Below are 12841 nucleotides of genomic sequence, written 5' to 3' on the forward strand. Positions count from 1 at the left end.
CCGAACGTCAGCAGATGACGGCCGAACGTCAGCAGCAGATGGGCGTACCCCAGCGCGGAAGGGCCGGACCGGACGGCCGCGGCTGACGTCGCGCGCGGAGATCCTGGCGGCGGCTCGGCGGCTGATCGACGAGCAGGGCTGGGAGAAGCTGACGATCCGGCAGGTGGCGGCGGAACTCGGGATCGGCGCGACGACGCTGTATCACCATGTCCGGAACAAGGAAGATCTGCTGCTCCTGCTGATCACCGAGTACGCGAACCAGATCCCGCATCCGGAGCTACCGGAACAACCGCGGGACCGCATCATCGTCGCGATGAAAGCGGGACATGACGCGTTCGCGGCCTGGCCGTGGGCGGCGGAGGTCGTCATCGTCGACGGGTTCATCGGCCGGCTGGGTGACCACGCGCTCTGGCTCGTCGAGGTCGTTCTCGCCGGAGCCGTCGACTACGGCTGCACACCGGCCCAGAGCGTGTATGTCTTCCGCAGCCTCTGGTACTACACCGTCGGCGAGATCCTCGTCCGCGCCCGTTCCAAGCGGGATCAGGCCGCCATCCAGGGTGACTTCGACTTCGATGCCCGCCTGAGCAGCTTCGACCCCGAGCGGCTCCCAGTTCTGGCCGCCATCGGCGCGCAATGGGGACCGCTCGCCGCGGAAGACAACTTCCTCAATGGGCTGACCGCACTCGTCGACGGTCTACTGGCCCAAGCCACCGCGACGAACTAGATCCCGGAGGGAATGCCGTCCAGCGGTGGCGAGGGACGGGTGTCGAGAACGTCGTCCAGCCAGGCTTCGACGTTGACGCCGCCCGCCAGGATGTTGGAGACGTACGCCGCTCGTTCGTGGCTGAGCACCTCGAGCTCCCACACGCACGGCCCGACGCCACTAGGCGCCGGGCGCAACATATCGAGATCGGGACCACGGAAGAGGCTGAGGCGGCTCTGGAAGTCCTTCGCCCAGGTCTGGATCACCACGTACGCCGCGTCCGTACCGAGGTGCAGAATCACCACGGCCAGGCCGAGCCCGCCCTGGGACTCATCGAAGTCGAGCTGACGGGCGGTGAAGTCGCGCACCTTCACCACCATCACGTCGTCCCAGGGTCGCCGCGGCGCGGTGATCACATACGGCTTGACCAGGCGGTGCGCGAACCGCCACGGCATCAGCGGTGTGACCGGTCGTGGCCGGTAAGCCCCGGCCAGACCGGTCAGTGCCACCGCGGACGCGCCCGCAAGCGTTGGATCGGTCACCGTGCGGCGTCGCACCCCTGCGCCGCGAGTGCGCGGGCGAGATCGGCCCGGGCCTCACCGACGTACCGCAGGGTGGGCGCGTCGACGGACTGGCCCTCGGTCTCCAGCCAGTTGGACAGCGCGTCGAGCGTGGCCTGTTCCGGCAGGCTCTTGGGCGCGAGGTAGACCAGCACGTTCTCGCCCATCGAGGAGCCGAGCCGGCCGTACACATCCTTCGCGGCCTCGAGGTACTTACCGACGTACGGCCGGAGCAGGTCCTCCTGGCCGGGCTGGCTGAAGCCGAGAATGGTGCGGAACTGCGTCTCGTTCGGGGTGTCCTCGGACTCCACCGCGATCCGCCACGCCTCAGCCTTGGCCTCGGCGCTGGGCCGGGCGGCGCGAGCCTGGGCGGCCCGCTCCTGACCGGTGATGGTGGAGTCGCGGGTGAGCTCGTCGTCGATCTCGGCGGCGTCGATCCGGCCGAGCCGGGCCAGACCGGCGAGCAACGTCCAGCGCAGGTCGGTGTCGATGACCAGGCCTTCCGGCAGGCCGTGACCGGCGAGCCAGTCCGCCAGCCGGTCGGTGCCTTCGGCCGAGAACACCGAACCGATGTACGCGCGGGCGAACGCGAGCTGGTGGTCGCTGCCCGGCTCTGCGCTCGCAACGAGCTCGGCCACGGCCGTCTCCATCTGCGCGCGCAGCTCGTCCCGGTTCTCTACGGCGGCGTAGCTGTTGATGGCCGCCGTGGCCTGCTGCAGCAGCGACCGGACCGCGGTCAGGTCGGTCTCGCCACGGATACCGCGCAGCACGAACGCGACGTACTGGCTGGCGGGCATTTCGGCGTCCCGGGTCATGTCCCAGGCCGCGCCCCAGGCCAGTGCCCGCGGCAGCGATTCGGTCAGCGCGTCACCGGACGACACCAGGGTCTCGCGCGAACGCTCGTCCAGCCGGATCTTGGCGTAGGTGAGGTCGTCGTCGTTGAGCAGCACCAGATCGGGCTGGCCGGCGCCGATCAGCTCGGCCAGTTCGGTGCGCGGGCCGTCGATGTCGACCTCGAAGCGCTCGGTCCGGACCAGACCCTGGTCGGTCTTGTTGTAGAGGCCGACGGCGAGGCGGTGCGGGCGCAGCGTCGGGAACTCCGGCGCCGCGGTCTGCTCGATCGCGAACGACTCGAACGCGCCGTTCGCGTCGACGGTGAAGTCGGCGCGCAGCGTGTTCACACCGGCGGTGCGCAGCCAGCGCTCGGTCCAGTCGTCCAGGTCACGCCCGGACGCCTTCTCCAGCGGCTTGAGCAGATCGGCCAGCTCGGTGTTACCGAAGGCGTGGTCCGCGAAGTACTCCTTCAGCGCGGCGATGAAGGTGTCCTCGCCGACGAACGCGACCAGCTGGCGCAGGGTGGAAGCGCCCTTGGCGTAGGTGATGCCGTCGAAGTTCACCTCGACCGCGTGGAAGTCGACCATGTCGGCCGCGATCGGGTGCGTCGAGGGCAGCTGGTCCTGGCGGTAGGCCCAGTTCTTCCGGGCGTTGCAGAAGGTGGTCCAGGCGCCGGCGTACTTGGTGGTGGCGGTGGCCTGGGCCCAGTGGCTGGCCCACTCGGCGAACGACTCGTTCAGCCACAGGTCGTCCCACCAGGTCATCGTGACCAGGTCGCCGAACCACATGTGCGCGAGCTCGTGCAGCACCGTGTTGGCGCGACTTTCCAGCTCGGCCTGGGTGGTGCGGCTGCGGAAGAGATACTCGTCGCGCAGGGTCACGCAGCCCGCGTTCTCCATCGCGCCCATGTTGTACTCGGGCACAAACGCCTGGTCGTACTTCTCGAACGGGTACGGCGTACCGAAGGCCTTCTCGAACAGCTCGAAGCCCTGCTTGGTCACCTCGAACAGGTCGTCCACGTCGAGCGCGTGCTTCAGCGACGGCCGGCACAGCAGCGCCATCGGGTAGGTACCGTGCGGGCCCTCGTAGGCGTCGGTGACGACGTGGTACGGCCCGGCGACAACCGCCGTGATGTAGGTCGAGATCGGCTTGGTCGGCGGGAACTCCCACCGGCCCAGCTCTTCGCCGTTCTCACCGGTGTACGTCGTGGGCTCCGGCGTGGGCGCGTTCGAGATGACGACCCAGCGGGCGGGCGCGGACACGGTGAAAGTGAAAGGGGCCTTGAGATCGGGCTGCTCGAAGGTGGTGAAAACGCGGCGCGCGTCCGGCACCTCGAACTGGGTGTAGAGATAGGTCTCCTTGTCGGCCGGGTCGACCGAGCGGTGCAGCCCTTCACCGGTGCGGGAGTAGACGCAGTCCGCGACCACGCGCAGTTCGTTGTCGGCGGCCAGGTCGTCCAGCTGGATCCGGGCACCGTCGTACACGGTGGCGGGATCGAGCGAGCGGCCGTTCAGCGTGATCTCGTGCACGGCCGAGGCGATCAGGTCCGCGAAGGTGGCGGCTCCCGGCTCGGCGGTGAAGTTCACCGTCGTGATGGACGGGAAGGTCGCGGCGCCGGTGGCGGCACCGGTGAGATCCAGGTCGACGGCGTAGCGGACATCGCTGATCAGTCCGGCACGGGCGCGCGCTTCATTGCGCGTCAGGTTGGTTCCAGGCATGCAGGCATCCTATGCAGGCCCTGGGACTTGCACGCACGGGTTTCCCCTCGACTTCGGCATCGTATTGAAAGCGTTCTCAACCAGTCGCCGCGTCGTCTCACACTGTGATCAGCCCGCCTCAGGCGGTGATGGATTGGTGCCGGTTTGTACGGTTGGTGACATGACCCCTACCCCTGACACTCAGCTGGAAGCCGCCGATTTCTGGTTCGATCCGGCCTGCCCGTGGGCCTGGATGACCTCGCGCTGGATGCTCGAGGTCGAGCAGGTCCGCGCGGTGCAGACCAGCTGGCACGTGATGAGCCTCGCGGTGCTGAACGAGGATCGTGAAGGCGATCGCTCGAACCAGTGGGCCCCCGTGCGGGTGCTGATCGCGGCCGAAGCGGCCCACGGCAACGACGTACTGCTCCCGCTCTACACCGCGATGGGCCGGCGCATCCACAACGAAGGACGTGGACTGTCCCGCGAGGTGATCGTGGCGGCCCTCGACGAGGTCGGTCTGCCCGCGTCGCTGATCGAGGCCGGCGACACCGGCAAGTACGACGACCTGCTGCGCAAGTCGCACAAGGCCGGGATCGACCTGGTCGGCATGGATGTCGGTACCCCGGTGATCTCGGTCAACGGCACCGCCTTCTTCGGCCCCGTCGTCACGCCCGCGCCGAAGGGTGAAGCGGCCGGCAGGCTCTGGGACGGCGTCCTGCTCGTCGCCGGTACGGAAGGCTTTTTCGAGATCAAGCGGACCCGCGACAAGGAGCCCAGCTTCGATTGATTCGAACGACATCAAAAGGGTTTTCCCGGCCGGAGCGTGTCGATGCGGCATCGAACGCCCAGGTCAGCCAGGCCTTTTCGTTTGACGTTCAAAGGTTGAATCTGTTCCGTTCTTCAGGCGAAAGTGATCCACCAATCAAGGTCGTCTAACGGTAGGTGGGTTACGGCATGGGATTTCTTCGCGGCACCCTCAGCATCGCCCTGGCCGGTTCGAGCGTGCTGCTGGCGGCCGCGGTGAATCCGCTGCCGTCGACGGCCGGAGCCGACGCGGTGGTGGTGCCGCCGGGCGTGACCGCCGGAGTGGCCGTGTTCGACCGCCGGACCGGGACCTTCACCGAGCGGCTGAACCCGGACCTGCAGTTCCGGTCGGCCTCGGTGGTGAAGCTGCTGATCGTGCTCGACTACCTGTGGGACCGCGGCCCGGCGTACGACATCCCGGCCGCGGACCGGGCCCGGCTGGACGTCATGCTGCAGAGCAGCGACGACTCGGCCGCCAGCTACTACTGGGACGTGCGGGGCGGCGGCGCCATCATCGACCGGATGGTGCCGCGCCTCGGCCTGACCCACACCACCCGGCCGCCGGCGACCCACCCGGGCTTTTGGGGATACGTCGCGCTCACCGCCGCCGACACGATCCGGATCTACCGCTACCTGCTGGATCAGGCCCCGGCGCCCGTTCGGGACTACGTGATGGGCAACCTCTACCAGGCGACCCGATGCGGCACGGACGGCTTCGACCAGTACTTCGGTATCGCGTCGGTCTTCGATCTGGCGTTCTCGGTCAAGCAGGGCTGGTCCGGCTTCAACAACTCAGGTGGTTGCGCGACGCCCAGTAAGGCCGCCGGCGTGGATCTCGTGCAGGAGGCCCTGCACACCACCGGCACGGTCGGTACGGACGACCGGTCGATCGTCGCGGTCTACACCTTGCACCCCGACGGCACCCCGTACGGCAAGGCCTACACCGACCTCACCCGGATCACACGCGGCCTCAACGTGCCGGGCGGTATCCGCGCGCCCGGTTCGTGGCATACGACGTACGGCTCGGGGGTGCGGGTGCGGACCGCCCCGAACACCTCCGGCGGCGTCCTCGGCACGTTGCCGGCCGGGGTCGACGTACTCGTGTCGTGCCAGCAGAAGGGCCAGGTGATCTCCGCGCCGCCCCGGACCAGCGACTGGTGGGCCTATCTGCCGAAGTACGGCGGCTACGTCACCAACGTGTACGTCGGCTCCGGTGCGGCGAAGCTGCCAGGGGTGCCGGACTGCCAGTAGTGGGCATGCGAGACTTCGGGCATGCGTGTGCATCTCGGCTCCGACCATGCCGGCTTCGAACTCAAGAACCACCTCCTCGAGCACCTGATCAAGGCGGGTCACGACGTCGTCGACCACGGCCCGATCGTGTACGACGCGGTGGACGACTATCCGCCGTTCTGCCTGCGCGCGGCCGAGGCCACCGTGGCCGAGCCGGACAGTCTGGGCGTGGTGATCGGCGGCTCCGGCAACGGCGAGCAGATCGCGGCGAACAAGGTCAAGGGCGCCCGCGCGGCGCTGGCCTGGAGCGTCGAGACGGCCAAGCTGGCGCGCGAGCACAACAACGCCAACCTGGTCGGCATCGGGGCCCGCATGCACCCGGTCGAGGACGTGGTCGAGTTCGTCGAGACCTTCCTCGCCACGGCCTACTCCGACGAGGACCGGCACACCCGCCGGATCGACATGCTCAGCCGCTACGAGGAGACCGGCGAACTGCCGCCGTTGCCGCCGTCCGCTTCCTGACGTGGGTTCCCGTGCTTTGGTGCGGGTGCTGTCTTGGCCGCTGGCTTCGGCTTGGGCTTTGGCACTGTGCCGGGGCCGTCCTTGGCGGTTGTCGGCGGCCGTGAGACGTCCCGGGCCCGCATGGATCGCGCCGTACCGACGACGGCCGGTGTCGGCGCGCCTCTCTTCTCACCCATGGAGGCATCATGCCCGAAGGTCACACCCTGCACCGCCTGGCGGCCGACGTCTTCGCGGCGTTCGGCGGCCGCCCGGTGCGGGCCAGTAGCCCGCAGGGCCGCTTCGTCGACGGCGCGGCCCGGATCGACGGCCGCCTGCTGGTGCAGACCGAGGCCCACGGCAAGCACTTCCTCGCCGAGTTCGAGGGCGCGGGCTGGCTGCACATCCACCTCGGCCTGATCGGCAAGATGGGCTTCGGCCAGGGCCCGGCGCCGGAACCGGTCGGGCAGGTCCGGCTCCGCCTCCGCAACGACACGGCGTACGCCGACCTGCGCGGCGCCACCGTCTGTGAGCTGCTGACCGACGGCGAGCGCGAAGCCCTGATCGGGCGGCTCGGACCGGATCCGCTGCGCGACGACGCGGACCCGGACTTGGCCTGGAAACGGATCCAGCGCAGCAAGCTGCCGATCGGCCAGTTGCTGATGGAGCAGAACGTGCTCAGCGGGGTGGGCAACGTGTACCGCGCCGAGGCGCTGTTCCGGGCCCGCCTGCATCCGATGACCCCTGGCGCCTTCGTGAAGAAGCGCGAGTGGGACGCCATCTGGGCCGATCTGGTCGGGCTGATGAAGTACGGCGTGGAGACCGGGCGGATCGACACGGTGAGCGACGACCACACCCCGGAGGCGATGGGCCGCGATCCGCGCCGGGACGACCATGGCGGTGAGGTCTACGTGTACCGGCGGCACGGCGATCGCTGCCATGTGTGCCAGTCGGTGGTACGCACGGAGATCCTCGCCGGACGCAACCTTTTCTGGTGCCCGAAGTGCCAGCGCACCGGTTTGACCAGAAAAGCCTGAGTGAATTTCGCCGATGTGATGCGCGGACCGGTCGGTGCCGTTATCTTCTTCTCACGATGAGTAGCCGTGGCGGGCCTGCCTCGATGGGCGCGAGCATGCGGCGAGCCGGTTATTTGTCCGGTTCGCTGGTTCGTCGCGCGCGCGAAAGCCACGCCCTCGCCGCGGTCGGGTTGATGTCACTCGCCGTGTTCCTGGGCGTCTCCGCCTTGGTGATGCCCCTAGTGATACCCGTATCCGCACTGATCATTCCTGTTCTGATCGGCGGATTGCTGCTGAAGTTCCGCGCGCTGGTGGTGCTGACCTGCCTGAGCCTCGCGCTCGGCTCGTACGCGATCACCTCGCCGACCTGGTACCAGCCGAAGGTCGGCATCGCCGTGCTCGCCGTCGTCTCCTGGATCGTGCTGGCCGGCGCGAAGGTGCGGACCCAGCTCGGCGTGCAGGGCACCCGGGGCGAGTCGATGCTGATCGAGCTGCGGGACCAGCTCACGATGCAGGGTGAGTTGCCCCGGCTACCACCGGGGTGGCGGGCCGAGGTGGCGATCAGATCGGCCGGGGGAGCGTCGTTCGCGGGGGACTTCGTGGTGTCCTCGACCCACGACGACATCCTCGAGGTGGCGCTGGTCGACGTCTCCGGCAAGGGCCTCGACGCGGGCACGCGGGCTCTCCTGCTGTCCGGCGCCTTCGGTGGCCTGCTCGGGGTCGTTCCGATCGCGGAGTTCCTGCCGGCGGCCAACCAGTACCTGCGCCGCCAGGACTGGGACGACGACTTCGCGACGGTCGTCCACGTCGCGGTGAACATGGTCACGGGCGAGTTCGAGGTACGCACCGCCGGCCATCCGCCCGCCATCCAGTTCGACGCCTGGTCAGGCCGCTGGCAGACCCGCGACGCGGACGGGCCCCTGCTCGGCCTGGTCGACAACCCGGTCTTCGACAGTAACCACGGCACGCTCAAACAAGGCGACGCGCTGTTCCTCTACAGCGACGGCATGGTCGAAACCCGGCGACGCGATATCGGCCTCGGTACGGACCGCCTGGCCGGTCACGCCGAACGCCTCGTCGGCACCGGCTTCAAGAACGCCGCCGAAGAACTCGTGCACGAGATCGGCGGCCCCGGCGACGACTCGGCCCTCGTGCTGATCCACCGCCAGGTCAATCCCGCCGACCTGGTCCTCCCCACCGACTGCCGCCGCGTCAAGTCCCAGTCCCTGCTCCGCCGCCGCCGCTCCGCCCTGATCCGCATAAAACCCCGCACCGCCGCCTAACCCCCACCCGCATCCCCACCCGTCGCACGTCCCGCCGCCGCTGGACTGCCTTCACCTGGCCGGGTCTGCCTAGCAGGGGAAACGGGGTGCTAGCAGGGGCAACGGTTTCCCGGCAGGGGTTATAACACCCGCTCGGACGCCGTTTGGGATGCTCGGCTCCCACCAGGTGTCCCCAGTACGGCGCCGACGGGCCAGGTGGTCCCGGCGAGGCGGCCCCGCGCGGCACCTGTCCCCGTCGAAGTGGCTCGGCGTCAGTTGTCCCAGCAAGCTGCCTCGCAAGGCACCTCGCAAGGCACCTCGCAAGGCACCTCGCACGGCACCTCGGCGCGGCGTCTCGCGCGGCGGCTCGACGCGGCGCTCGGCACGGGATCCCGCACGGCGGCTCGGGACGGCGGCTCGGCACGGGTCTCGCGCGGCGGCTCGACGCGGCGCTCGGCGCGGGATCCCGCGCGGCGGCTCGGGACGGCGGCTCGGCACGGGTCTCGCGCGGCGCCTTGGCACGGCGCTCGGCGCGGCGTCTCGCGCGGCGGCTCGGCGCGCGGCCGCGACGCCGTACGGTCAGGTGCCGATGTGCCGCGCCGAGGTTCCGGGTCTGTACGCGGCGCGGGTACCGGGGTTTTGACCGGCTACCCGGTTGTGGTGGATCCGCTGCCGGGTTGTTGTACCGCTACCCGGTTGCAACCAGGTGCTCGCGCTAAAAGTCGGCAGCGGGCCGCCCGGCCACTGGCGGCACGAACAGCCGCAACCTCGTTGGTCGGGAGCTGCTCGCGGATCAACGCGTAGGCGCCGATGGCCGCCATCAGTCACCCGTCACCCGGTCACCCGTCACCCGTCATCCGTCACCCGTCACCCGCACCCGTCACCCGTCACCCGTCACCCGTCACCCGTCCGTCACCCGTCACCCGTCCGGCCCAAGCGACGGCGAACCCGACGCGCACGGGAGGTTACGAACCGTTGCGGGTTTGTGGGCGGTGGCGGTGGTGGTGACGGATTGAGTGCGGGTGATTGCTGTGCGCAGCAAGGCCCTGGTCCGGTGGGCTGGAGTGGGATTTAGTTGCCCAGGGCAGCTTGTACTGATGCCGATGGCAACAGTTTTGGACAGTACCGGGGAGTCGTTGCTCAATCGTCACTTTGTGTTGTTGATTCAGGCAACCAGGCGCGCATACTGCAACTGTGGGTGACATTCGTCACCGTCATCATAGGGAGGGAGGCCTGATGTCCACCAAAAAGCTGGCCGGGCAACGGGTGGTGACGACCATGGCCGGGGGCGGATCGGTCGCGGTGTTGCTGGGGGCACTGACTTTGCTGGCGCCTTCACTGGCTGCGGCCCAGGCGCCGGTCGCCGACGCGCCAGGAGGTAACAACGGCTTCATCAAGGTTGAAGGCGTTGAGATCTCCGCGCAGCCGGACAACAACCCGCACCAGGGCTGTACGTTCCAGATCGAGTTCTACAACTACGACCTCGGCGCCGATCTGAAGGCGACGGTGGCGTTTACGGACCAGGCGCCGACCTCTGACGGCGGTGTTCAGATCGTGTCGGGCAGCACCTCGCTGTCGATCGGTGAGGACGCCGCGGGCGGTGGTAACGACCTCGACGCTCGAGAGACGTACAAGCTGTCGTTCAGCGGTCAGCCGCACAAAAAGCAGGGCTATCACGTCAAGCTGACGATTCACGCTGACGGTTCGAAGGGTGCGGACGTCAAGCACAAGGTCTTCTGGGTCGAGGGTTGCGGTACTCCGCCGACCACCAAGCCACCCACTACGACACCGCCGACCACGAAACCGCCGACCACGAAACCGCCGACGACCAAGCCGCCGACCACCAAGCCGCCGACGATGACGGTTCCGCCGACGACGGTTCCGCCGACCACCAAGCGGCCGACCACGAAACCGCCGGCCACCAAGCCGCCGACCACTAAGCCGCCGGTTGAGCGGCCGACCACGCGGCCGACGAGCCAGGCGACCGAGGACGAGACGTTCGAGCCCGTACCGACGTCGTTCGACGCCGGCCTGGGTGGAGCTTCGTCCGGCAGTGACGGGTCCAGCGGTGGAAGCCCGACCGGCCCGGCCGGGATCGCGCTGCTCGGCTTTGGCGGTGTCCTGCTGGCCGCGGGTGCCTACCTCGGCCTCCGGCGCCGTGGACGTCACACGGTCTGAGGATGTCCCGCCGCAAACACGATCGGCCCGCCGCCCTCCTCGGCGGCGGGCTGATCGCCCTACTAGGGGTGGCCGCGATCGGCCTCGGCGGATACCTCCAGTGGGGACAGCCTTCGCCCGCGCCAAGCGGGGTGGCTCAGTCATCACCGGGGGATTCGCCGATTCCGTCGCGGCCGGCCGGTATCGAGCCGTCCACGCCGATGCCTGCGGCGCCCACGCCGACGTCCGCTTCGGCGCACACGCCGGTGCCCACCTCGGCGCGGCCGCCGGTCAAAACCACTGCAGCCCGTACGGCGAAGGCGCTCGCGCCCCGACCGGGTATCCCGCGCCAGTTGCTGATGCCGTCGCTCGATGTATCCGCGCGGGTGGTCCCGATCCGGGCCGACGGGGGAGCGCTGACGCCGCCGTCCAACCCGCGCACGGTGGGGTGGTGGTCCGCTGGGGCCAAGCCTGGCGCGCAAAACGGTGCTGCCGTCATTACCGGGCATACCGTGCGCGCCGGTGGCGGGGCCTTCGACGACCTGGAGGACCTGCGTCCAGGTGATCGCCTTGCCGTGACGACCAACCGCGGCCCGATCCGGTACGTCGTCCGCGACGTGGTGATCTATCGCAAACAGGCCCTCGCGAAGGTGGCGGCGAAGATCTTCAGTCAGCGCATACCGGGCCGGCTGATGCTGGTCACGTGCGAGGACTGGAACGGCAAGGTCTATCTGAGCAACACCGTGGTGTCGGCCGACCGGGTGCCGTGATTGCCGCTCGTTGACGCCGCGATGCCGTAGCGTTCGGGGCTGTGATGGGTGATGGGGTGGGAGCGGACCGGATCGCGCCGGACGTGTCCTTCGAGGAACTGGTCGCGTTGATGCCGCCGTCGGTCCGGGAGGTCTTTCCGACCACGCGCTGGCAGATCGAGAAGCTCTGGGCGCTGGATCTCAAGGTCGAACCGATCGAGGTGGCCGACCTGATCTGGATGTTCGACCTGCCGTTGTGGCAGCTGAACGGCGAGCGCTTCAAGGTCACCCCGAACCAGGTCACCGCCACCCCGATGAACTTCCGGCCGCACTACGAACGGGTGATGGAGGCCGATCTCGACTTCCCGATCCACCTGGTCGCGTACCGCGGTCGCCTGGTCGTACTGGACGGCGTACACCGCCTGGCCAAGGCGCACTTCCTGCGCCGCCGCTGGATCGAGGGCAAGATCGCGACGGCCGCCCAGCTGAAGGAATGCGAAGCACCGCCGGAGTGAACGGGTCGTCGCCGGATGCTCAGGTGGCCGCTTTGATGACCGTGGTCAGGGCTTTGTGCAGGGTTTCCAGTTCGGGCAGGGACATGCCGAGCCGGGCGATGATGGCCGGCGGGATCTTGAGGGCCTCCTCGCGCAAGGCCCGGCCGGATTCGGTGAGGGTCACGGCCAGTGCGCGCTCGTCGCGGGGATCCCGCTGGCGGGTCAGATAGCCGACCGCCTCGAGCCGCTTGAGCAAGGGCGACAGGGTGCCCGGGTCGAGTGCCAGTAGTTCGCTCAGCCGCTTGACCGTGAGGGGAGAGTCCTCCCACAGCGCGAGCATCACCAGGTACTGCGGATGGGTCAGGCCCATCGGCTCCAGCAACGGCCGGTACAGCGCGATGACGTTGCGCGACGCGACCGCCAGTGCGAAACAGACCTGGCGGTCCAGCGCCAGTAGGTCCTCGGCCGCTGTGACCGTCGTCTCGGGCGACTTTGGCAATTTCCCACCTCCGTGTGCTGTTGACTAGAGTAACAGTTGGTACACCAATCATTGGGGCACCAAGACATTTGGAGGATGGTCACGATGGGCAAACCGCAGAACGAAGGTCTGACCCTGGGGTACCGCTTCTTCTGGCGGTTCCAGTACGTCCTGCTGCACATCTACGGCCCTGCCCAGCTGCCCGATCACCTCGACCCGCGCCAGCAGCTGAAGCGTCAGCGCGCCGCCAAGGTGGCCCGCGCCAAAGCCGCTCGCGAAGCCGTCTCCCGCCCCGCAACTCCCTGACCGTCCACCTGCTTCAGGCCGCCGCCAACCGCGTCGCGACCTCGTGACCGTCG

The 12841-nt window shown here is 68.7% G+C and carries 13 protein-coding genes; 10 read left to right on the forward strand and 3 right to left on the reverse strand.

Going from position 1 to position 12841, the window contains the following annotated elements:
• Positions 1–82 precede the first annotated feature (82 nt).
• On the forward strand, positions 83–724 hold the full coding sequence (locus ACFFGN_RS00675) for a TetR/AcrR family transcriptional regulator (RefSeq protein ID WP_380043645.1): 642 nt from the start codon (positions 83–85) through the stop codon (positions 722–724).
• Here the strand turns inward: ACFFGN_RS00675 and ACFFGN_RS00680 are convergent.
• Both ACFFGN_RS00680 and pepN read right to left on the reverse strand, forming a co-directional pair.
• Complete coding sequence (locus tag ACFFGN_RS00680) at positions 721–1245, reverse strand: hypothetical protein (RefSeq protein ID WP_380043236.1); 525 nt, start codon at positions 1243–1245, stop codon at positions 721–723. The genes ACFFGN_RS00675 and ACFFGN_RS00680 overlap by 4 nt on opposite strands.
• Positions 1242–3815 (reverse strand): aminopeptidase N, encoded by a 2574-nt coding sequence (gene pepN, locus ACFFGN_RS00685; protein ID WP_380043237.1) that lies wholly within the window; start codon positions 3813–3815, stop codon positions 1242–1244. The genes ACFFGN_RS00680 and pepN overlap by 4 nt, the downstream gene beginning before the upstream one ends.
• Before the next feature lie 160 nt (positions 3816–3975).
• Here pepN and ACFFGN_RS00690 point away from each other — a divergent pair, with 160 nt between their 5' ends.
• The 8 genes from ACFFGN_RS00690 (at position 3976) to ACFFGN_RS00725 (ending at position 12025) form a co-directional block, all read left to right on the forward strand.
• Complete coding sequence (locus ACFFGN_RS00690; protein WP_380043238.1) at positions 3976–4581, forward strand: mycothiol-dependent nitroreductase Rv2466c family protein; 606 nt, start codon at positions 3976–3978, stop codon at positions 4579–4581.
• Positions 4582–4748: 167 nt separating this feature from the next.
• Positions 4749–5849, forward strand: a complete 1101-nt coding sequence (locus ACFFGN_RS00695) for an SH3 domain-containing protein (RefSeq protein ID WP_380043239.1) — start codon at positions 4749–4751, stop codon at positions 5847–5849.
• Positions 5850–5870: 21 nt separating this feature from the next.
• The gene (locus ACFFGN_RS00700) at positions 5871–6350 is read left to right on the forward strand and encodes a ribose-5-phosphate isomerase (protein ID WP_380043240.1); all 480 of its coding nucleotides are present in this window, start codon (positions 5871–5873) and stop codon (positions 6348–6350) included.
• A gap of 185 nt (positions 6351–6535) precedes the next feature.
• Positions 6536–7363 carry an Fpg/Nei family DNA glycosylase gene (locus ACFFGN_RS00705; protein WP_380043241.1) on the forward strand — a complete coding sequence of 276 codons (828 nt, stop codon included), beginning with the start codon at positions 6536–6538 and terminating at the stop codon, positions 7361–7363.
• A 56-nt stretch (positions 7364–7419) separates the two neighbouring features.
• On the forward strand, positions 7420–8625 hold the full coding sequence (locus ACFFGN_RS00710; RefSeq protein ID WP_380043242.1) for a PP2C family protein-serine/threonine phosphatase: 1206 nt from the start codon (positions 7420–7422) through the stop codon (positions 8623–8625).
• Between the two features lie 1215 nt (positions 8626–9840).
• Positions 9841–10782, forward strand: coding sequence for a hypothetical protein (locus tag ACFFGN_RS00715; protein ID WP_380043243.1), 942 nt, complete (start codon positions 9841–9843; stop codon positions 10780–10782).
• Positions 10783–10784: 2 nt separating this feature from the next.
• Complete coding sequence (locus ACFFGN_RS00720) at positions 10785–11531, forward strand: class F sortase (RefSeq protein ID WP_380043244.1); 747 nt, start codon at positions 10785–10787, stop codon at positions 11529–11531.
• Positions 11532–11575: 44 nt separating this feature from the next.
• Positions 11576–12025: a hypothetical protein gene (locus tag ACFFGN_RS00725; RefSeq protein WP_380043245.1), complete on the forward strand. Its 450-nt coding sequence runs from the start codon at positions 11576–11578 to the stop codon at positions 12023–12025.
• Positions 12026–12044: 19 nt separating this feature from the next.
• Here ACFFGN_RS00725 and ACFFGN_RS00730 read toward each other — a convergent pair whose 3' ends face one another.
• Entirely contained in the window at positions 12045–12503 is a 459-nt protein-coding gene (locus tag ACFFGN_RS00730) for a MarR family winged helix-turn-helix transcriptional regulator (protein WP_380043246.1), read from the reverse strand.
• Positions 12504–12587: 84 nt separating this feature from the next.
• Here ACFFGN_RS00730 and ACFFGN_RS00735 point away from each other — a divergent pair, with 84 nt between their 5' ends.
• The gene (locus tag ACFFGN_RS00735; protein ID WP_380043247.1) at positions 12588–12788 is read left to right on the forward strand and encodes a hypothetical protein; all 201 of its coding nucleotides are present in this window, start codon (positions 12588–12590) and stop codon (positions 12786–12788) included.
• The last annotated feature ends 53 nt before the right edge of the window (positions 12789–12841 follow it).

The organism is Kribbella deserti (assembly GCF_042434725.1).
GTDB lineage: Bacteria > Actinomycetota > Actinomycetes > Propionibacteriales > Kribbellaceae > Kribbella > Kribbella deserti.

Coding starts and splice junctions, on each gene's coding strand:
- pepN (WP_380043237.1), bottom strand. CDS start 3,815: ATGCCTGGAACCAACCTGACGCGCAATGAAGCGCGCGCCCGTGCCGGA.
- ACFFGN_RS00690 (WP_380043238.1), top strand. CDS start 3,976: ATGACCCCTACCCCTGACACTCAGCTGGAAGCCGCCGATTTCTGGTTC.
- ACFFGN_RS00695 (WP_380043239.1), top strand. CDS start 4,749: ATGGGATTTCTTCGCGGCACCCTCAGCATCGCCCTGGCCGGTTCGAGC.
- ACFFGN_RS00700 (WP_380043240.1), top strand. CDS start 5,871: ATGCGTGTGCATCTCGGCTCCGACCATGCCGGCTTCGAACTCAAGAAC.
- ACFFGN_RS00705 (WP_380043241.1), top strand. CDS start 6,536: ATGCCCGAAGGTCACACCCTGCACCGCCTGGCGGCCGACGTCTTCGCG.
- ACFFGN_RS00710 (WP_380043242.1), top strand. CDS start 7,420: ATGAGTAGCCGTGGCGGGCCTGCCTCGATGGGCGCGAGCATGCGGCGA.
- ACFFGN_RS00715 (WP_380043243.1), top strand. CDS start 9,841: ATGTCCACCAAAAAGCTGGCCGGGCAACGGGTGGTGACGACCATGGCC.
- ACFFGN_RS00720 (WP_380043244.1), top strand. CDS start 10,785: ATGTCCCGCCGCAAACACGATCGGCCCGCCGCCCTCCTCGGCGGCGGG.
- ACFFGN_RS00725 (WP_380043245.1), top strand. CDS start 11,576: ATGGGTGATGGGGTGGGAGCGGACCGGATCGCGCCGGACGTGTCCTTC.
- ACFFGN_RS00735 (WP_380043247.1), top strand. CDS start 12,588: ATGGGCAAACCGCAGAACGAAGGTCTGACCCTGGGGTACCGCTTCTTC.